Origin of the sequence: Streptomyces sp. B21-105, from assembly GCF_036898465.1 — a bacterium.
Taxonomy (GTDB): Bacteria; Actinomycetota; Actinomycetes; order Streptomycetales; family Streptomycetaceae; genus Streptomyces.
The window spans coordinates 876,325-896,385 of the sequence record NZ_JARUMJ010000001.1 but is presented as its reverse complement, the minus strand read 5'-3'; the positions used below and the strand labels follow the sequence as shown (position 1 = coordinate 896,385).

Annotated in this window: 16 protein-coding genes; 9 read left to right on the top strand and 7 right to left on the bottom strand. The window is 71.3% G+C overall.

The window, feature by feature from the left end; all coding sequences use genetic code 11:
* The first annotated feature begins 24 nt into the window (after nt 1-24).
* The 5 genes from QA802_RS03690 (at nt 25) to QA802_RS03670 (ending at nt 5,436) form a co-directional block, all read left to right on the top strand.
* Nucleotides 25-2,724, top strand: coding sequence for a sensor histidine kinase (locus QA802_RS03690; RefSeq protein WP_334518109.1), 2,700 nt, complete (start codon nt 25-27; stop codon nt 2,722-2,724).
* On the top strand, nt 2,721-3,158 hold the full coding sequence (locus tag QA802_RS03685; protein WP_334518107.1) for a roadblock/LC7 domain-containing protein: 438 nt from the start codon (nt 2,721-2,723) through the stop codon (nt 3,156-3,158). Before QA802_RS03690 ends, QA802_RS03685 begins: the two co-directional genes overlap by 4 nt.
* A gap of 16 nt (nt 3,159-3,174) precedes the next feature.
* Complete coding sequence (locus QA802_RS03680; protein WP_334518105.1) at nt 3,175-3,585, top strand: DUF742 domain-containing protein; 411 nt, start codon at nt 3,175-3,177, stop codon at nt 3,583-3,585.
* A 181-nt stretch (nt 3,586-3,766) separates the two neighbouring features.
* Nucleotides 3,767-4,372 (top strand): GTP-binding protein, encoded by a 606-nt coding sequence (locus tag QA802_RS03675; RefSeq protein ID WP_334518103.1) that lies wholly within the window; start codon nt 3,767-3,769, stop codon nt 4,370-4,372.
* A 140-nt stretch (nt 4,373-4,512) separates the two neighbouring features.
* The gene (locus tag QA802_RS03670; RefSeq protein WP_334518101.1) at nt 4,513-5,436 is read left to right on the top strand and encodes a DUF6397 family protein; all 924 of its coding nucleotides are present in this window, start codon (nt 4,513-4,515) and stop codon (nt 5,434-5,436) included.
* 8 nt (nt 5,437-5,444) lie between these two features.
* On the opposite strand, the gene QA802_RS03665 is transcribed toward QA802_RS03670, so the two are convergent.
* Nucleotides 5,445-6,311: an acyl-CoA thioesterase gene (locus QA802_RS03665; protein WP_334518099.1), complete on the bottom strand. Its 867-nt coding sequence runs from the start codon at nt 6,309-6,311 to the stop codon at nt 5,445-5,447.
* Between the two features lie 82 nt (nt 6,312-6,393).
* Nucleotides 6,394-8,907 carry a DEAD/DEAH box helicase gene (locus QA802_RS03660; RefSeq protein ID WP_334518097.1) on the bottom strand — a complete coding sequence of 838 codons (2,514 nt, stop codon included), beginning with the start codon at nt 8,905-8,907 and terminating at the stop codon, nt 6,394-6,396.
* Between the two features lie 145 nt (nt 8,908-9,052).
* On the opposite strand from QA802_RS03660, the gene QA802_RS03655 reads away from it, so the two are divergent.
* A complete protein-coding gene (locus tag QA802_RS03655; RefSeq protein WP_334518095.1) occupies nt 9,053-9,847 on the top strand; it encodes a metal-dependent hydrolase in 795 nt (264 codons plus the stop codon).
* Between the two features lie 65 nt (nt 9,848-9,912).
* Here QA802_RS03655 and QA802_RS03650 read toward each other — a convergent pair whose 3' ends face one another.
* From QA802_RS03650 to QA802_RS03635, 4 genes are all read right to left on the bottom strand, one after another.
* Nucleotides 9,913-10,170 carry a type B 50S ribosomal protein L31 gene (locus QA802_RS03650; protein WP_334518093.1) on the bottom strand — a complete coding sequence of 86 codons (258 nt, stop codon included), beginning with the start codon at nt 10,168-10,170 and terminating at the stop codon, nt 9,913-9,915.
* Nucleotides 10,171-10,269: 99 nt separating this feature from the next.
* Nucleotides 10,270-10,740, bottom strand: a complete 471-nt coding sequence (locus QA802_RS03645) for a DUF5709 domain-containing protein (protein ID WP_334518091.1) — start codon at nt 10,738-10,740, stop codon at nt 10,270-10,272.
* A 363-nt stretch (nt 10,741-11,103) separates the two neighbouring features.
* Entirely contained in the window at nt 11,104-12,885 is a 1,782-nt protein-coding gene (locus tag QA802_RS03640) for an ABC transporter ATP-binding protein (RefSeq protein ID WP_334518089.1), read from the bottom strand.
* A complete protein-coding gene (locus tag QA802_RS03635; RefSeq protein ID WP_334518087.1) occupies nt 12,882-14,756 on the bottom strand; it encodes an ABC transporter transmembrane domain-containing protein in 1,875 nt (624 codons plus the stop codon). The genes QA802_RS03640 and QA802_RS03635 overlap by 4 nt, the downstream gene beginning before the upstream one ends.
* Nucleotides 14,757-14,994: 238 nt before the next feature.
* Here QA802_RS03635 and QA802_RS03630 point away from each other — a divergent pair, with 238 nt between their 5' ends.
* Complete coding sequence (locus QA802_RS03630; protein ID WP_334518085.1) at nt 14,995-15,768, top strand: L,D-transpeptidase family protein; 774 nt, start codon at nt 14,995-14,997, stop codon at nt 15,766-15,768.
* Nucleotides 15,769-16,050: 282 nt separating this feature from the next.
* Nucleotides 16,051-17,550: a cation:dicarboxylate symporter family transporter gene (locus QA802_RS03625; RefSeq protein ID WP_334518083.1), complete on the top strand. Its 1,500-nt coding sequence runs from the start codon at nt 16,051-16,053 to the stop codon at nt 17,548-17,550.
* An 81-nt stretch (nt 17,551-17,631) separates the two neighbouring features.
* On the opposite strand, the gene QA802_RS03620 is transcribed toward QA802_RS03625, so the two are convergent.
* Nucleotides 17,632-18,126, bottom strand: coding sequence for a MarR family winged helix-turn-helix transcriptional regulator (locus QA802_RS03620; RefSeq protein WP_334518081.1), 495 nt, complete (start codon nt 18,124-18,126; stop codon nt 17,632-17,634).
* Between the two features lie 93 nt (nt 18,127-18,219).
* On the opposite strand from QA802_RS03620, the gene QA802_RS03615 reads away from it, so the two are divergent.
* Nucleotides 18,220-20,022 carry an ABC transporter ATP-binding protein gene (locus QA802_RS03615; RefSeq protein ID WP_334518079.1) on the top strand — a complete coding sequence of 601 codons (1,803 nt, stop codon included), beginning with the start codon at nt 18,220-18,222 and terminating at the stop codon, nt 20,020-20,022.
* Nucleotides 20,023-20,061: the final 39 nt, after the last annotated feature.

The following is a 20,061-nucleotide window of genomic DNA, read 5'->3' as shown; positions in this document are numbered from 1 at the left end:
GTCCCCCATCCGAGCGAGGAGGCCATGCGCACACCCCGCAGGACCCCGACGGCCGGCGCCGAGGCGCCGCCCCCCGCGCGCGGGCGGCGCGCCCACGCCGGACCCCCGGCCGACGAAGGGCCGGACGAACGGACGGACCCGTCGACGGACCCGTCCGTGGACGCGCCGGTCCCGCGCGCGGAACGCTGGCGCCTTCGGCCGCGCACCGTACGAGCCAAGATCGTCTGCCTGTTGATGGTGCCGGTCGTCTCCCTGCTCGCCCTGTGGGCCTACGCCACGGTCGGCACCGCACAGGACGTCGCCCGGCTGCGCCAGTTGCAGCGGGTGGACTCCCAGGTCCGAGCCCCCGTCGCGGCCGCCGTGGCCGCCCTCCAGACCGAACGGACGGCTGCCGTACGGTACGCGACCCGTCCCGCACCCGGGCAGGAAGCCGACCTGAGGGCGCTCGCCGAACGCACCGACCGGGCGGTGTCCGGCCTGCGGCTCGGCGACGACAGCACCGTCGCCGACGGCCAGGACCTGCCCACGGGCGTGGCCCGGCGTCTCGAGACGTTCGTCTCCGGCGCCGAAGCGCTGTCCTCGCTGCGGACCGCCGTGCTCGACGGCAGCGCCGGCTGGGAGGTGGCGTACAGCCGGTACACCGGCGCCATCTCCTCGGCGTTCGCGGTCGGCGGCGCCCTATCGGGCATCCAGGACGCCGAACTCGGCTCCGACGCGCGTGTGCTGCTCGAGTTCTCCCGCGCGGGAGAGGCACTGGCCCAGGAGGACGCCGTGCTCGCCGGTGCGCGGCTGCACGGGCGACTCGACACAACGCGGCTGCGGCTGTTCACCCGCGCCGTCGACACACGGCGCGCCCTCACCGGGTCGGCCACCGCGGACCTGCGCGGACCCGAGCAGACCGCCTGGCGCCGTCTCGCCGCCGGCAGCGCCTACGCGGCCCTGCGGGCCTTCGAGGACAGGGTGCTCGCCGGACGGCCGGGAGCGAAGGCGCTCGCGGCCGCTCCCGCGAGTACCTGGGACCCGGCACACGCGCGCGTGCAGAACGGGATGCGGAGCATCGAGGGCGACGTCGCCGGCCGCGCGGACCCGCTCACCCGTGGTCTGCTCACCGCACCCGGAGCAGCGGTGCTGCTGGGCCTCGCCGCCGTCGTGGCCTCGCTCGTCATCTCCGTGCGCATCGGTCGCGGGCTCGTCGTCGAGCTGGTCAGCCTCCGTAACAGTGCCCTGGAGATCGCCCGGCGCAAACTCCCGGAGGCGATGGGGAAACTGCGTGCCGGGGAGGAGATCGACGTCCACGCGGAGGCTCCGCCCGGTCCTCCTTCCGAGGACGAGACCGGTCAGGTCGCCGAGGCCCTGAACACCGTGCACCGGGCCGCTCTGCGCGCCGCCGTGGAGCGCGCCGAACTCGCCAGCGGCATCTCCGGGGTCTTCGTCAACCTGGCTCGCCGCAGCCAGGTCCTCGTCCACCGCCAGTTGAGCCTCCTGGACAGCATGGAACGACGCTCCGACGACCCGAACGAGCTCAGCGACCTCTTCCGGCTCGACCACCTCACCACCCGCATGCGACGCCACGCGGAAAGCCTGATCATCCTCTCCGGCGCGGCGCCCGGCCGGGCCTGGCGCATGCCGGTCTCGCTCACCAACGTCATCCGTGCCGCCGTCTCCGAGGTCGAGGACTATGCGCGCGTGGAGGTACGGCAACTCCCGGAGGCCGCCGTCATCGGCACCGCCGTGGCCGACCTCACCCACCTGCTCGCCGAACTCGTCGAGAACGCGGCGCAGTTCTCGCCCCCGCACACGCGCGTGCGCGTCACCGGCGAGCCCGTCGGCAACGGCTACGCCGTGGAGGTCGAGGACCGGGGTCTGGGCATGGGCAGGGAAACCCTCGACGAGGCCAACCGGCGCATCACGCAGTCCGAGGCCCTCGACCTGTTCGACAGCGACCGGCTCGGCCTGTTCGTGGTCAGCAGGCTCGCCGCCCGGCACGGCGTCAAGGTGCATCTGAGGACCTCGCCCTACGGCGGCACCACGGCGGTCGTCCTGCTGCCGACGGCTCTGCTGCACCGCGGCACGCCGGAGGGCGCCCGAGAGGTGGCGGCAGGGCAGCCGACGGAACGCGCCTACGCGCGCGTGCCCGCAGGCGACCGGCAGGCGTCCGAAGGGCAAGCGTCCGACGGCCGTACTGCCGATGTGCACGCCTTCGGACCGCACGACATGGCCGAGCGACCGCTCGACCACCGGCACGCCGTTGACCCGAGCCCCTCCGGCCGACGCCGCGAGTCCGTTGCCGCGCCCGTCGAACGCCCCGCGCTCGCGTCCCCCGTGCAGGGCACCTCCGAACCGGCCGAGGTCGGCCCACCGCCTCCCGGAGTGACCGCTTTGCGCCTGCACCGTCCCCAAGACGACGGCGAAGACGCCGAAATCGTCGGGCACGCCGAGAGAATCGGGCACGCCGAACACGTCGGATACGCCGACGACACGGACGACCTACCACGACGGGTCCGGCAGGCCAGTCTCGCCCCGCAACTGCGCCGTGCGCGCCCGGAGGAACCGGCCCCGACGCCCGCCCCGCGCGGTGACGAAGGACGCACACCCGAGGTTGTACGGGACCGCATGGCCGCGTACCGGGAGGGCTGGGCACGGGGCGGCGGAAGGCGACCCGGGCGCGGCGCGGCCCCGGATTGCGCACCGGGCAGCGACAGCAGTGAAGGAGACCACGCATGATCCAGGAACCGAGCATGAGGTCGGCCCAGCGGTCCGGCGAACTCGACTGGCTGCTGGACGACTTGGTGATGCGTGTGAGCGAGGTACGGCACGCGGTGGTGCTGTCCAACGACGGCCTCGCAGTCGGCGCCTCCAGCGACCTCAGACGCGAGGACGCCGAACACCTCGCCGCCGTCGCCTCCGGCTTCCACAGCCTCGCCAAGGGCGCGGGCCGCCACTTCGGCGCCGGCGGGGTACGCCAGACCATGGTGGAGATGGACGACGGCTTCCTCTTCGTGGCCGCCGCGGGCCAAGGCTCCTGCCTGGCCGTGCTCACCGCCGTGACCGCCGACATCGGCTTGGTGGCGTACGAGATGGCACGGTTGGTCAAGCGCGTCGGCGAGCATCTCTACACGCCCCCGCGCCTCGCCGCGCGGCCGCCCGCCGCCGGATGAGGCGAGAGCCGCGCAGATGACCGAGGACATGATCGGCGCCCCGCACGAACCGGGCAGCCAATGGTTCGACACCGAGGCCGGCCCACTCGTCCGCCCGTACGCCATGACGGGCGGACGCACGAAACCCGGCCCCACGGGAGTGCGCTTCGACCTGATCGCCCTGGTCACCCTGGATCCGGGCGCGCCCGGTACGGACGGCATGGCGATCGGACCGGAGCACCGCACCCTCCTCGGTCTCTGCCGCGAGGAGACACAGTCCGTCGCGGAACTCGCGGCGGGCGCGGACCTGCCGGTGGGTGTGGTCCGGGTGCTCCTCGGCGATCTGCTGGAACTGGGCTGCGTCACCGTCAGCCGTCCGGTCCCGCCCGCGCAGTTGCCCGACGAACGGATCCTGCGTGAGGTGATCGCGGGGCTGCGAGCCCTGTAGACGGACCTTTCCGACCGACTCGGAGACGCACGGAACCCACGACGCCTCGTTCGTGCCGCGCCTCCCCGTGCCGCGCCGACCGTTTCCGACGCCCCGAACCCGCCCCCCGAACCCGCCCCCGAGCCGGCCCTCGAACCCGACCCCGGTCCCCATCCCGACCCGATCCCGAGAGAAGTGATCCATGGTCTCCGAGCACTCAGACGCCGCCGACGGCGAGTCGGCCCCCATGGCGTTGAAGATTCTGGTCGCCGGCGGGTTCGGCGTGGGCAAGACCACCATGGTGGGCGCGGTCAGCGAGATCAAACCGCTGCGCACCGAGGAACTGCTCAGTCAGGCCGGGCAGTCGGTGGACGACACCGACGGCGTGGACCAGAAGGTCACGACCACCGTCGCCATGGACTTCGGCCGCATCACCATCCGTTCCGGTCTCTCCCTCTACCTGTTCGGTACTCCGGGGCAGGACCGCTTCTGGTTCCTGTGGGACGAGCTGTCCCAGGGAGCGCTGGGTGCGGTGGTTCTGGCCGACACTCGACGGCTCGAGGACTGCTTTCCCGCGGTCGACTACTTCGAGCACCGGAACATTCCGTTCGTGGTGGCCGTCAACTGCTTCACGGGCACGCGGACGTACGGCGCCCGGGACGTGTCGCGCGCCCTCGACCTCGACGCCGGCACCCCGGTCGTGCTGTGCGACGCCCGCGACCGAAACTCGGGGAAGGAGGTGCTGATCCGGCTGGTCGAGTACGCGGGGCGGATGCACACCGCCCGGCTGCTCGACTCAGTCGGCTGACCTGCGCTTTCACCCTCCCTTTCGGAGTTATCCACAGGCCGCCACGAAATCGGCGACCGCGGGTACGGTTTTTTCCGAGGCCACCGCGGACGATGCGGTCCTGCTTCACTCCACTGGCTCGCTCCACGGGGAGATCGACCATGTCCAAGAACACCGCCACACGCCTGCACCCCGCATCCTTCGCGCCCGGTCGGGCGGCGCGCGAACTGAGCCTGAAACGCAGCGAGTTCGATCTCGGCGTGCATCTCGGTCGCATCAGGACGACACCCGACGAAGGGGGAGGAGGCCGTCGGGTGGCCCACGCGGAGATCGACCGCCTGCGCGCGGAACCGGGATTTCCCGAGACGATGCGCCGACGGGTGCACGCCGTGGGCACCGGCGAGGGCGCCGCGATCCTGGAGGTGCCGCCCACCCGCTTCACCCGTCTTGCACGGGTGGGAATGGTGGTGCCCGTCAAGTTCTACCTCAACCGGTACAGGGCAGTCGTATGGCTGTATCTCGCCGAAGAACTTCGCCAGTTCGCGGCCGACCGGACGAATGCGTTCCTGCTCACGGGGCGGACGCCCGAGGTGTTGCGCAGCCAGCTGGCCGCAGGGGTCGACCTGAGGTCGCGTAACTGGCGGGGACGCCACATGGGCTTCCTGCTGCGGCAGACGGACGACCCCTGGCAGCGTGCCGGCGTGCTGGCGGCCTTCCTCGACCCGTCGCTCGTCGCGGAGATCGTCGGCGACCCCTACGAGCGCTCCCACCTGAACAGGTTCCGGCCGGGGCCGCCGGCGTACGGGGCCCCAGGTTCCCCCGCCGCTCAGCTCATCGAGAGGATCATTACCGCGCAGGACCACGACGAGATCGACTGGCTGAGCTCCGACCTGGCGAACACCCTGGCCGAGGCACGGGCCGGGCAGCCCGCGCCGCGCCCCTTCCCGAAACCCGCCCGGCAGCGCCCCTCACCGCGATGCGAACTCCAGGACGAGCTGGACGCGCCGCAGGTGCTGGACGAGTCGGACGAGCCGAACCCGTCGACCCGCGCCCTGTTCGGCTGGCTGCGCCGACGCAGCGGCTGACGCACGGCCTACAGCGCGCGGAAGAGACCCTCCTGGACGACGGACACCAACAGCCGCCCATCCAGGTCGTAGATGCGGCCCCGGGCCAGGCCGCGCCCGCCCGTGGCGATCGGCGACTCCTGGTCGTACAGGAACCACTCGTCCGCGCGGAACGGCCGATGGAACCACATCGCGTGGTCCAGCGACGCCATGTCGAAGTTCCGCGGCCCCCACAGCGGCTCCACCGGGAGGCGGACCGCGTCCAGAAGCGTCATGTCGCTGGCGTAGGTGAGCGCGCAGGTGTGGACGAGCGGGTCGTCGCCGAGCGGCCCGACGGCACGCATCCACACCGCGCTGCGCGGCTCGGCATCCTTCACGTCCTCGGCGGTCCAGCGCAGCCGGTCCGCGTACCGGATGTCGAAGGGCTGACGGCGCGCCATCCGCTCCAACTGCTCCGGCAGTGACCCCAGATGCGCCCGGATCTCGTCCGTGACGGTCGGCAGGGTCTCCGGGTCCGGCACCTCACGGGCCGGCGGCAGCTGGTGCTCGAAAGGACCTTCCTCAGGCTGATGAAAGGAGGCGGTGAGATTGAAGATCGTCCGCCCTTGCTGCACGGCGGTGACCCGGCGGGTCGTGAACGACCGGCCGTCACGCACCCGTTCCACCTGGTACACGATGGGGACGCCCGGTCGGCCCGGGCGCAGGAAGTACGCGTGCAGCGAGTGCACGGGCCGGTCGCCCTCGGTGGTCCGGCCGGCCGCGACCAGCACCTGGCCGGCCACCTGGCCGCCGAAGACCCGCTGCAGGGACTCGTGCGGGCTGCGGCCCCGGAAGATGTTGACCTCGATCTGCTCCAGGTCGAGCAGGTCGACGAGTCTCTCGGCCGGATTCGTCATCGGTGCGCTTCTCCTGTGCCCTCTGCTGTGCCCTGTGCTGTACCTGGTCCGGTTGTTGCCGCGGCCGTGGTCGCCGCTGTGCTCACAACTGGCCGACGGACGTGACGCGGACGACCGCGCGGCCCTCGGCGTCGGACGCCGTGAGGTCGACCTCCGCGCTGATGCCCCAGTCGTGGTCGTCGTTCGGGTCGTCGAAGATCTGACGGACGCGCCACAGCGCGTTCTGCGGCTCCTCCTGGATGACGAGCAGCTTCGGGCCCCGCGCGTCGGGGCCGGTGCCGAGGTCGTCGTACTCGTCCCAGTACTTGTCCATCGCCTCGCCCCAGGCGTCGGCGTCCCAACCGGCGTCCGCGTCCAGCTCGCCGAGTTCGGCGACGTGATCGAGTGCGGCGAGCTCGACACGGCGGAACATCGCGTTGCGGACCAGGACACGGAAGGCACGCGCGTTCGCCGTGACCGGCTTGACCTCGTCGGCCTTCTCCTGGGCCTCCTCGGCGGTCATCTCCTCCGGGTTGGCGAGCTGCTCCCACTCGTCCAGCAGGCTCGAGTCCACCTGGCGCACCATCTCGCCCAGCCACGCGATCAGGTCCTGCAGGTCCTCGGACTTCAGATCGTCCGGGACGGTGTGGTCGAGCGCCTTGTAGGCGCCGGCCAGGTACCGCAGCACGATGCCCTCGGTGCGGGCCAGCTCGTAGTGGGAGACCAGCTCGGTGAACGACATCGCACGCTCGTACATGTCGCGGATGACGGACTTCGGCGACAGCGGATGGTCGCCCACCCACGGGTGGCTCTTGCGGTAGGTGTCGTACGCGTGGAAGAGCAGCTCCTCCAGCGGCTTCGGGTACGACACGTCCTGGAGACGTTCCATGCGCTCCTCGTACTCGACGCCGTCCGCCTTCATCGCGGCCACCGCCTCGCCGCGCGCCTTGTTCTGCTGGGCGGCCAGGATCTGGCGCGGGTCGTCCAGCGTGGACTCCACGACGGAGACCATGTCGAGGGCGTAGGAGGGCGACTCGGGGTCCAGCAGTTCGAACGCGGCCAGCGCGAACGTGGACAGCGGCTGGTTCAGCGCGAAGTCCTGCTGCAGATCCACGGTGAGGCGGACGACACGGCCGGAGGCGTCCGGCTCGTCGAGCTTCTCCACGACGCCGCCGTCCAGCAACGACCGGTAGATCGCGATGGCGCGCCGGATGTGCCGCAGTTGCTGCTTGCGCGGCTCGTGGTTGTCCTCCAGCAGGTGCCGCATCGCCGCGAAGGCGTCTCCGGGGCGGGCGATCACGGACAGCAGCATCGTGTGGGTGACCCGGAAACGGGACGTCAGCGGCTCCGGATCGGACTCGATGAGCTTGTCGAAGGTGCTCTCCGTCCAGCCCACGAATCCTTCCGGCGCCTTCTTGCGCACCACCTTGCGACGCTTCTTCGGGTCGTCGCCCGCCTTGCTGAGGGCCTTCTCGTTCTCGATGACGTGCTCGGGCGCCTGCGCGACCACCAGGCCCGCCGTGTCGAAACCGGCCCGGCCGGCCCGGCCCGCGATCTGGTGGAACTCACGGGCCCGCAGTGTGCGCACCCGGTTGCCGTCGTATTTGGTGAGTGCGGTGAACAGCACTGTCCGGATGGGCACGTTGACGCCGACGCCGAGCGTGTCCGTGCCGCAGATGACCTTCAGCAGACCGGCCTGGGCGAGCTTCTCCACCAGCCGCCGGTACTTCGGCAGCATGCCGGCGTGGTGGACGCCGATGCCGTGCCGCACGTAACGCGAGAGGTTCTGGCCGAACTTGGTGCTGAAGCGGAAGTTGCCGATCAGGTCGGCGATCCGTTCCTTCTCCTCACGCGAGCACATGTTGATGCTCATCAGCGCCTGCGCCCGTTCCACCGCCTGCGCCTGGGTGAAGTGCACGATGTAGACGGGCGCCTGCCGGGTGTCCAGCAGATCGGTGAGGGTCTCCGTCATCGGGGTGTACCGGTACTCGTAGGACAGCGGCACGGGCCGGGTCGCCGAGCGGACCACCGCCGTGGGGCGGCCGGTGCGCCGGGTCAGGTCCTTCTCGAAGAAGGACACGTCGCCCAGGGTCGCCGACATGAGCACGAACTGCGCCTGCGGCAGCTCCAGGACGGGGATCTGCCAGGCCCAGCCGCGGTCGCCCTCGGCGTAGAAGTGGAACTCGTCCATGACGACCTGGCCGACGTCGGCCTGCTTGCCGTCGCGCAGCGCGATCGAGGCGAGCACCTCGGCGGTGCAGCAGATGACCGGCGCGTCGGAGTTCACGGACGCGTCGCCGGTCAGCATGCCGACGTTCTCGGTGCCGAAGATCTTGCACAGCTCGAAGAACTTCTCCGACACCAGCGCCTTGATCGGAGCCGTGTAGAAGGTGACCTCGTCGCGGGCGAGGGCCGCGAAGTGCGCGGCAGCGGCGATCATGCTCTTGCCGGAGCCGGTGGGCGTCGAAACGATCACGTTCGCCCCGGAGACCACCTCGATCAGCGCCTCCTCCTGATGGGGGTAGAGCGTCAGACCGCGCTCCTGCGCCCAGGACTCGAAGGCTTCGTACAGGGCGTCGGGATCTGCGGTCGGCGGCAGCTGATCGATGAGGGTCACGACCCCATCTTGCCTGCCCCCGGTCCGCAGAGGGGAATCGGATGCCGACCCGAAGATCACGGCAGCTACGCTGTGTCGCCGACGGAGCGTCATCGCACCCGGTCAACTGGACAGCGGTACATGAGGGATAGGGCGGGCAAGGGCCATGATGGGACCAGCACACTCACTGTCGGGCGCCGCCGCCTGGCTCGGCGTCGGTGCGGCCGCGGCCGCCGCAGGACACACCATGCCCTGGCCGGTCCTGCTCGCCGGTGCGCTGATCTGTGCCGGCGCCGCGCTCGCGCCGGATCTCGACCACAAGGCCGCCACCATCTCCCGATCCTTCGGCCCCGTCTCGCGCTGGCTGTGCGAGATCGTCGACAAGCTCTCCTACGCCGTCTACAAGTCCACGAGGAAGCAGGGCGACCCGCGCCGCTCCGGCGGGCACCGCACTCTCACGCACACCTGGCTGTGGGCGGTCATGATCGGCGCGGGCGCCTCGGCGCTGGCGATCGCCGGTGGCCGCTGGGCGGTGCTGGGGCTCCTCTTCGTGCACATGGTGCTGGCGATCGAGGGCCTGCTGTGGCGGGCCGCCCGGGGCTCCAGCAGCGACGTCCTGGTGTGGCTGCTCGCCGCGACCAGCGCGTGGATCCTGGCCGGTGTTCTGGACAAGCCAGGAAACGGCTCGGACTGGCTGTTCACCCAGCCCGGCCAGGAGTACCTGTGGCTGGGGCTGCCCATCGTGCTCGGCGCCCTGGTCCACGACATCGGGGACGCCTTGACCGTCTCGGGCTGTCCGGTGCTGTGGCCCATCCCGATCGGGCGCAAGCGCTGGTATCCGATCGGCCCGCCCAAGGCGATGCGGTTCCGGGCGGGCAGCTGGATCGAGCTGAAGGTGCTGATGCCCGTGTTCATGGTGCTCGGGGGAGTGGGCGGGGCAGCCGCCCTCAACTACATCTGACCCGGAGCGCGACCGGGACGGCCGGCCGCGGCGCCTGTCATGCTCCCGGCGGCGGCCGTGTCCGCTCAGGTCATCGCTCCGCCGTCGCCGTAGCGGCGCTCGAATCGGGCGACACGCCCCTCGGTGTCCACGGTGCGCGACTTGCCGGTGTAGAAGGGGTGGCTCTCCGAGGAGATCTCCACGTCCACCACCGGGTAGGTCTCGCCGTCGTCCCATTCGATCGTCTGTTCGCTGGTCGCCGTGGACCGGGTCAGGAAGGCGTACCCGGCGGTGCGGTCGCGGAAGACGACCGGGTGGTAGTCGGGCTGCTGGTCCTGCTGCATGAATGCTCCTCGTGCGGTCGCGATGGCGGTGGAGGTGGCGGCGACCGGCCGGGAACGGCCGGTGACGGGAGGGCCGACGGGTGGGCCGGCAGGCGGGGGTCAACCGGACAGGGCGTCCTCGTCGACGATGTGCATGGCGGCCTCCTCCGCCGAAGCGGCCGCCCCGTCGATGCCCACGTCCGTGGCGACCAGCGCGCTCTCCTCGTCCTCGTGTGCTCCTTCGTCCGGTGCCACGAGCCGGCCGGAGCGTGCGGCTCCGACCTCGTTGTCGAGGAGTTCCCCGTCGGTGCCGTCGCAGTCGCCCAAACCGTCTCCGTCCGGCACGCCGAGGTCGGGGCGCTCCTCCGCGAGCCGCTGGTCCAGGGTTTCCCCCCGGCGGCGCTCCGCGGCGGTCACCCCGGCGCGCTCCACGGCCCAGGGGCGGTCCGGAGGGGACCAGCCGCGGTCGAGCGGGTCGTCGACACCGTCGTCCTCCAGGGTGTCTTCCGCGTCGAGCAGCCCCGCGTCGTCCTGGATGTCGGCGGAGTCGGGCTGGTACACATCGTCTCCCCATCCGTCGGCGCTGGTCACGGCTACCTCCAGGGGGTGACTGGCCCGTTCTCACCGCGGTCGGCGACGAGCTGCCGCCGCACGGGGCACCGGCCGGTCTCGTCGTGTCTTTCCGGATGGATCCCGACGGTCGCCCGCACGGGTGCCGATATCCAGCGTTCCACCCCTGATCGGTTCCCCGCAACGCCAGAGCGCTCGCCGCGGCACCGCCGCCTCGGCGACCCGGCGGCGGCGTCGGGGCCACGACCAGCGCGTGCTCGCGCGGAGCCCCGCTCGCTCGGTGAGGGCGGAACCGGCGCCGGTGGCACCCGTCTCCGGGGTACGACGGGCGCCTGCCGGTTCACGTACCGCGGCGGCGGACTCCCGGGTGTGGTGGGTGCCTCCTCACCCGTGCCACGAACGCCACAGGGCCGCGTACGCCCCGTCCGCCGCGACCAGCTCCGTGTGGCTGCCGAGCTCGCTGATCCGGCCGTTCTCGACGACGGCGATGACGTCGGCGTCGTGCGCGGTGTGCAGACGGTGGGCGATGGCGACCACGGTGCGGCCCTCCAGCACGCGGGCCAGGGACCGCTCGAGGTGGCGTGCCGCGCGAGGGTCGAGCAGCGAGGTCGCCTCGTCCAGGACCAGTGTGTGCGGGTCGGCCAGGACCAGTCGCGCCAGTGCGATCTGCTGGGCCTGTGCCGGTGTGAGCAGCACCCCGCCGGAGCCGACCTCGGTGTCGAGACCGTCGTCCAGGGCTCGCGCCCAGCCGTCCGCGTCGACGGCGTCGAGGGCCGCCCACAGTTCGGCGTCCTCGGCGTCGGTGCGGGCGAGCCGGAGGTTGTCACGCAGGGCGCCGACGAAGACGTGGTGCTCCTGGTTGACGAGCGCCACATGCGAGCGGACGCGTTCGGCGGTCATCTGCGACAGTTCGGCGCCGCCCAGGGTGATCCGGCCGTCGCGCGGCGCGTAGATCCCGGCGAGCAGCCGGCCCAGGGTGGACTTGCCCGCGCCGGACGGGCCCACCAGGGCCAGCCGGGTGCCGGGGGAGACCTCGAGGGACACCTTGCGCAGCACGTCGACGCCCTCCCGGTAGCCGAAGTGGACCTGGTCCGCGAGCACGTCGCGCCCGTCCGGCGCCACCGTGGTGTCCCCGCCCTCAGGCTCGATGTCGCGCACGCCGACGAGACGCGCCAGCGACACCTGGGCCACCTGAAGCTCGTCGTACCAGCGCAGGATGAGGTTCACCGGGTCGACGAGCATCTGCGCCAGCAGCGCGCCGGTCGTGAGCTGACCGACGTCGATCCAGCCCTGCAGCACGAACGCCCCGCCGAGCATGAGGACCGAGCCGAGCACGGTGACGTGCACCATGTTGATCACCGGGAAGAGCACGGACCGCAGCCACAGGGTGTAGCGCTCCCACGCCGTCCACTGCCGGATGCGCTGCTCCGAAAGCGCGATGCGGCGCTCGCCGAGACGGTGGGCCTCGACGGTGCGGCCCGCGTCCACGGTCTCGGCGAGGGCGGCGGCCACAGCCGCGTAGCCAGCGGCCTCGGAGCGGTACCCGGCCGGCGCCCGCTTGTAGTACCAGCGGCATCCGACCACCAGCAGCGGCACCGCGACGAGCACCGCGGGCGCCAGCGGCGGCGAGGTGATCACGAGTCCGCCGAGCAGCAGCAGGGCCCACATCACGCCGATCGTGAGCTGGGGCACAGCCTCCCGCATCGCGTTGGCCAGCCGGTCGACGTCCGTGGTGATGCGGGACAGCAGGTCGCCCGTCCCGGCCCGCTCCAACACGCCGGGCGGCAGCCGGACCGACCGGACGAGGAAGTCCTCGCGCAGGTCGGCCAGCATCTGTTCGCCGAGCATCGCGCCGCGCAGCCGGACCTGCCGTACGAAGGCGGCCTGGACGGCCAGGGCGAGCACGAACAGCGTCGCGGTGAGCCCGAGGTGCAGTTCCGGTGCCCCCTCCGACAGCCGTTCCACCGTGTCGCCGACCAGCCAGGGGCCCACCATGGAGGCGACCGTGGCGACCGTGTTGACGAGCAGGAGGAGCAGGAAGGCACGCCGGTGTCGGCGCAGGAGTTCGGCCACGTAGGCGCGTACGGTCGCGGGGGCTCCGACGGGCAGGGTGTTCGCCGTCGTCGGTGCCGCCGGGTCGTAGGCGGGCGGCGCCACGCCGATCATGCCGTCTCCTCGATCTCTTCGAGCTCGTCGCATGCGAGCTCGTCGGCTTCCAGGTCCTTCAACACGTCGTTCAGGGGAGCTTTCCCGGACTTCGGAACCTCGCCTGCCGCCGGCGCGGGCACCGTTCCCCCGGCGGCCTCCTCGTCGGTCTCCCTGGTCACCACGGCCCGGTACCGGGGCTCGGAGTGCAGCAGTTCGCGGTGCGCGCCGATCGCGACGGCCTCGCCCTCGTGCACGAGCACGACCCGGTCGGCGCGGTCCAGCAGCAGCGGAGAGGAGGTGAACACGACAGTCGTGCGCCCTTCCCGCAGGTCGCGCATGCTTTCGGCGATCCGGGCCTCGGTGTGCGAGTCGACGGCGGAGGTCGGTTCGTCCAGGACGAGGACCTCGGGGTCCGTGTACAACGAGCGGGCCAGCGCGAGGCGTTGGCGCTGCCCGCCGGACAGGGACCGGCCCCGTTCGGTGATGCGGGCGTCCATCGGTTCGTCGGCGTCGAACGAGCCCTGGACGAGCGCGTCGAGGACGTCGCCGCACTGGGCGGCGGCCAGCGCGGCCCGGGCGTCGACCGCGCCGGAGGCGGGCACGTCGAGCAGGTCACGCAGCGAACCGGACAGCAGCACAGGGTCCTTGTCCTGCACGAGGACGGCCGATCGCGCGGAGTCGAGCGGCAGTTCGTCCAGTGGAACGCCGCCGAGCAGGACCGACGGCCCGTCCTGCGGGGGGTGTCCGCCGAGCCGTTCCGCCAGACGTCCGGCCGCGTCCGGGTCGCCGCACACCACGGCGGTCAGCTGTGAGGCCGGGGCGAGCAGACCGGTGACCGGGTCGTACAGGTCGCCCGTAGGGGCGTCGGCCGGGCGCGATCCGCCGACGTCCGTGGCCCGCTCCAGGGACAGCACGCGCGCGGCCCGGGTCGCAGACGGGCGGGAGAAGGAGTAGGCCATCGCGATCTCTTCGAAGTGCCTGAGCGGGTAGGTGAGGACCATCACGGAGCTGTAGACCGTGACGAGTTCGCCGACCGAGATGCGGCCCTCGCGGGCCAGGTGGACGCCGTAGCAGACGACCGCGATCAACAGCAGGCCCGGCATCAGCACCTGGATGGCGCTGATCAGCGACCACATCCGGGCGCTGCGCACAGCCGCGTGCCGGACCTCCTGGGAGGCGCTGCGATAGCGGTCGAGGAACAGCTCCTCGCCGCCGATGCCACGCAGCACCCGCAGGCCGGCCACGGTGTCCGAGGCGAGTTCGGTGGCCCGTCCGGCCTTCTCGCGCTGGAAGTCGGCCCGTTGCGTCGCTCTGGGCAGCAGGGGCAGGACCGCCAGGGCCAGAGCGGGCAGGCCCACGGCGACCACGATGCCGAGTGCGGGCTGGTAGACGACCAGACCGACGCAGACCAGCAGCACCGTGATCGCGGCGGCGGTGAAACGGGACACGGCCTCCACGAACCAGCCGATCTTCTCGACGTCGCCCGTGGAGACCGCCACGACCTCGCCCGCCGCGACGCGCCGGGTCAGCGCGGAGCCGAGGTGCGAGGCCTTGTGGGAGAGCAACTGCTGGACCCGTGCGGCGGCGGTGATCCAGTTGGTGACGGCGGCGCGGTGCAGGAAGGTGTCGCCGACCGCGGTGGCGGCCCCGCACAGCGCCATCACCCCGCCGGTGAGAGCCAGTCGGGTTCCGGAGCGGTCGACGACGGCCTCGATCGCGAACCCGACGCAGAACGGCTGAGCGGAGACGGCGACGAAGTGCAGCAGGCCCCAGGCCAGGGCCTTGAGCTGACCGCCCAGCTGGTTTTGGCCGAGCCACCACAGGAAGCGGGGGCCCGAGCGCACATCCGGCACACCTGGGTCGGGATACGGAAGGTCTTGGATCTGCATGACGTCCCAGTGGCTCGAGTCAGAGGGGGGATGGGGGAGGGCGGGGAGGGGGGAGGGGGGCAAGGGGGCATCGGGCGGGTTCGCGGGAAGCGGCAACAAACCGTGCAAGGTTGACGGCGCAGGGTGTTCAGAATCAACCGGTTTTCTGTGGCGCCGGCAGGATCCGGTAACCGTTCGACGAGGTCATGATGTCCGTAAGCTTCCCCGAAAGTCCGGAAAGTGATGCGAGCATGGCCCGATGCGACATGGTGAAGTGCGGCGAACGGGAACCGCCTTGGCGGTCTGCGCTCTCCTGCTCGCGGCACTGGCCGCCTGCGGCGGCACGACCGGTGGTGCCGCGGCCGATGGCGACATGGCAGGCGGCATCGGGCGTGAAGGGAGTGGCGTGGGGAGCGGCGCCGGCGGTGACGACCCGCCGAAGGCGACCGCCGCGCCCAGGATCCCGGGCGTCGGGAACCGGCTGCGGCGGCGGATGCCCGCGCATACGCGTCAGGTCGTGGTGGTCTACGGCGACGGCAGGGACTCCGCCGACTCCAAGGTCGTCCTCTACGCCCGGCGTGGCCCGAACTGGGTGCGCGTCCGAGGCTGGCCGGGGCACAACGGCAAGAAGGGGTGGACCCTCGGACACCGGGCCGGCGACAACCGCAGCCCGGTCGGCGTGTTCACCCTCACCGACGCGGGCGGGGTGCTGGCCGACCCCGGCAGCAGGCTCCCGTACACGCGGTCCCCTGCCTTCGCTGCGCCGCGTTGGTGGGCGCGTTCGCACTGGCACGACTTCGACTACGTCATCGCCATCGACTACAACCGCGTCAAGGGCGCCCCGCCCGACGATCCGACGCGGCCCGAGGGTGAGGAGAAGGGTGGCGGCATCTGGCTGCACATGGACCACGGAAGCGGGACGTCGGCCTGCGTCAGCCTGTCCAGGGCCGCGATGGAGTACCTGCTGCGCACGCTCGACCCGGATCGGCATCCCGTGGTGGTCATGGGGGACAGGGCCGCGTTGCAGGGGTAGCTCTTGCGGTGGCGGAGCGGCCGTACGGCTCCGAGAGCTGCCACGATCCCCGGCCGACGGCGGGGCCGACGGCGGGGCCGAGGGCGTCGACGGGGAATCGCCGGGGCCGCCGGACGGTGGAGCGTGTGTGGCGTCGCGGGTGACGGGATTTACAGATTGGCAACACGGGGGTCTTGTGCGCGGTCGGCATGGCCTCCAAAGTGATCGCTACGGAATCTGCTTTCCGTATCGCAGAAGTCCCCGTCCCTGCTTCTGTGTGCCCCGTCGCCCCTAGGAGTGCCCGTGCCGCCGTCCGTCCCGTCCCTGTCGCGACGCGTCGCACGCATACTGCGTACCTCACTCTTCGCGCAGGTCGCCTGCGCACTCGTGCTCGGCGTCGCCGTCGGGAAACTCTGGCCCGACGTGGCCACGGACCTGCAGCCGCTCGGCGACGGCTTCACACGGCTGATCAAGACGATCATCTCGCCCCTGGTGTTCTGCGTGGTCGTCGTCGGCATCGCCAAGGCCGGTGACCTGAAGGCGTTCGGCCGTATCGGCCTCAAGGCCCTGATCTGGTTCGAGGTCGCGAGCACGCTCGCCCTGCTGATCGGGCTGCTGGCCGCGGGCATCGTCCGGCCCGGTGCGGGAATGAACGTCGACCCGGCCACGCTCGACACCTCGGCGGTGGACGCCAAGACGGGCGGCGGCTCGCTGCCCTCGACCACCGAGTTCATCGTGCACTCGCTGCCCACCAGCTTCGTCGGCGCCTTCGCGGAGAACTCCCTGCTCCAAGTGCTCATCCTGGCCTGTCTGGTGGGCGCCGCGCTCCTGCACCTCGGCCACACCAAGGTGCCGAAGGTGCTGCCGGCCGTCGAGCAGGCCCAGGAGATCATCTTCGCGATCGTCGGCTTCGTCATGCGGCTGGCGCCGATCGCCGTGTTCGGTGCGATGGCCGTCCTGATCGGCAACTACGGCCTCGGAGTGATCGAGACCTACGGCAAGCTGATCATCCTGTGCTACGCGGCCGCGGCCCTGTTCGTCACGCTGCTGGCGGTCGCCCTGCGCCTGGTCACGGGGCTGAGCCTGTGGAAGTTCCTGCGCTACATCCGCGAGGAACTGCTGCTCGCGCTCGGTACGGCCTCCACCGAGTCCGTCATGCCGCGCGTGATGCAGAAACTGCGCAGGGCGGGCGCCCGCGAGGACGCCGTGGGCCTGGTGCTGCCGACGGGGTACTCCTTCAACCTCGACGGCGCGTCGCTCTACCTGTCCATCGGTACCCTGTTCATCGCCCAGGCCGTCGGCGTGGACCTCAGCCTGAGCCAGCAGATCACCGTGGTTCTGGTCCTGATGCTCACCAGCAAGGGTATGGCCGGCATCCCCGGGTCGGCCTTCCTCGCCCTGTCCGCGACCGCCTCCTCGCTGGGAGCCATCCCCGCCGGCGCCGTGGCCCTGTTGCTGGGCGTCGACCGCATCATGGACTCGATGCGCGTGGTCACCAACCTCCTCGGCAACTGCGTGGCGGTCTTCGCCGTCTCCCGCTGGGAGGGCGCGCTGGACGTGGAGCGGGCGAAGAAGGTCCTCGACGGCGAGGCCGTCGCGGAAACCGGAGAGGAGTCGGGGCAGCCGGAGAGCGCCGCGGGTCCGTCCGGCGCCCCGGCGTCGGAGAGCGCCGCGGGTCCGTCCGGTGCGCCGTCAGGTCCGGTGGGCCCGGCGGATTCCGGGAGCCCGGAGCCGGCCGGCGGCGCCCCGGTCGTGGTCGTTCCCCCGCGGCTCGGCAAGGAAGCCGCCTCCGAGAACAGCTGATGCACGGCGGGTCCGACCTGGGTCGCGGCCGCTTTTTCCCTGGTACTGCCGGGGGAGCGGCTGCGACCCGTTCGCGCTCGTTCAGCAGGTCTGACCCGGGGTCCGTCCCGGGTGGGGCGCCTTGTGTCCAGGTTCCGCCGTGTCGTCCGCGCCCACCAGGGCGTCCAGCAGCCCGCTCAGGACCTGGCGCTCGAGGTCCGTCAGCGGATCCAGGATCTCCTCCGCGGCGGACCTCTTCGCACCCTGCAACTCCCGCAGCGCCGCACGGCCGTCCTCGGTGAGCTCGATGCGCACGACCCGGCGGTTGGTGGGATCGGGCGCCCGCCGCACCTTGCCGCTCGCCTCCAGTCCGTCGACCAGTGTCGTGACGGCCCGCGGCACCACCTCCAGCCGCGCGGCGAGGTCGGCCATGCGCGGCGGTGCGGGGCAGTGGGCCAGCGTGCGCAGCAGCCGGGCCTGGGCCGGGGTGACGCCGAGCCCGCTCTGCTGCAGATGGCGCTTCTGGATGCGGTGCACCCGACGCGTGAGCCGCAGCAGCTGCTCGGCGAGCAGGCCGTCGGAATCGGGGGTGGTCATGAGGGAACAATATCAGGATGCCGTTCATTGTGAGTATAGGTAACAATGAGCTACGCTCCGTCTGCCCTCACCGTCTCACCCTCCGTAGGAGCCATGCCCCGCGACCACATCGACTGGACCCCCTCGCCCGGCGCCGCGCCCGACCAGCCCCGGCAGGTGCGCCGCATCCTCAGACTCTTCAAGCCCTATCGCGCCCGCCTCGCGGTGGTCGGCCTCCTGGTCGCCGCCTCGTCGCTGGTCGCCGTGGCCACCCCGTTCCTGCTGAAGGAGACGCTGGACGTCGCCATCCCCGAGGGGCGCACCGGCCTGCTGAGCCTGCTCGCCCTCGGCATGATCTTCAGCGCGCTCCTCGGCGGGGTCTTCGGCGTCCTGCAGACGCTGATCTCCACGACGGTCGGCCAGCGCGTCATGCACGACCTGCGCACCGCCGTCTACGGGCGTCTGCAGCGCATGTCCCTCGCCTTCTTCACGCGTACGCGTACCGGCGAGGTACAGTCCCGCATCGCCAACGACATCGGCGGCATGCAGGCCACCGTCACCTCCACGGCCACGTCCCTGGTCTCCAACTTCACCAGTGTGGTCGCCACGATCATCGCGATGGTCGCGCTCGACTGGCGGCTGACGGCCGTCTCGCTGGTCCTGCTGCCCGTCTTCGTGTGGATCAGCCGCCGGGTCGGCAACGAACGCAAGAAGATCACCACCCAGCGTCAGAAGCAGATGGCCGCCATGGCAGCCACGGTCACCGAGTCGCTGTCGGTCAGCGGCATCCTGCTGGGCCGCACCATGGGCCGCGCCGACTCGCTCACCCGGTCCTTCGCGGCGGAGTCGGAGCAGCTCGTCGACCTCGAGGTGCGGTCGAACATGGCCGGCCGCTGGCGCATGGCCGTGATCGGGATCGTCATGTCCGCCATGCCGGCCGTCATCTACTGGACGGCGGGCATGACGCTCCAGGTCGGCGGCCCCGACGTCTCGCTGGGCACCATCGTCGCCTTCGTCTCGCTCCAGCAGGGCCTGTTCCGGCCCGCCGTCAGCCTGCTGTCGACCGGCGTGCAGATCCAGACCTCCCTGGCGCTCTTCCAGCGCATCTTCGAGTACCTCGACCTGCCCATAGACATCACCGAGCACGAGGAGCCGGTCCGCCTCGACCACATCAAGGGCGAGATCCGCTTCGAGGGCGTCACCTTCCGGTACGACGACAAGGGCGAGCCCGTCCTCGACGGCATCGACGTCACCGTCCCGGCCGGCGGCAGTCTCGCCGTCGTCGGTCCGACCGGCGCCGGCAAGTCCACGCTCGGCTACCTGGTGCCGCGTCTGTACGACGTGAGTGGAGGCCGGGTCACCCTCGACGGCGTCGACGTGCGCGACCTCGACTTCGACACGCTCGCCCGCGCGGTCGGCGTCGTCTCGCAGGAGACGTACCTCTTCCATGCCACGGTCGGCGACAACCTGCGCTTCGCCAAGCCGGACGCCACCGACGAGGAGCTGTACGCGGCGGCGCGCGCGGCACAGATCCACGACCACATCGCGGCACTGCCCGACGGGTACGACACGGTCGTCGGCGAACGCGGTCACCGGTTCTCCGGCGGAGAGAAGCAGCGGCTGGCGATCGCCCGCACCGTCCTGCGCGACCCGCCGGTGCTGATCCTCGACGAGGCCACCAGTGCTCTGGACACCCGCACGGAGCAGGCGGTTCAAGAGGCCATCGACGCTCTCTCGGCCAACCGCACCACGCTCACCATCGCCCACCGCCTGTCCACCATTCGAGGCGCCGACCAGATCGTCGTCCTCGACTCGGGCCAGGTGGCCGAACGGGGCACGCACGAGGAGCTGTTGGAGCAGGACGGCCGGTACGCGGCCCTGGTGCGACGAGATGCCCGACTGGAGCCGACAAGATGAAAATATGCCCGGTTATGCCGGGTTTGTGACGCTATCGGG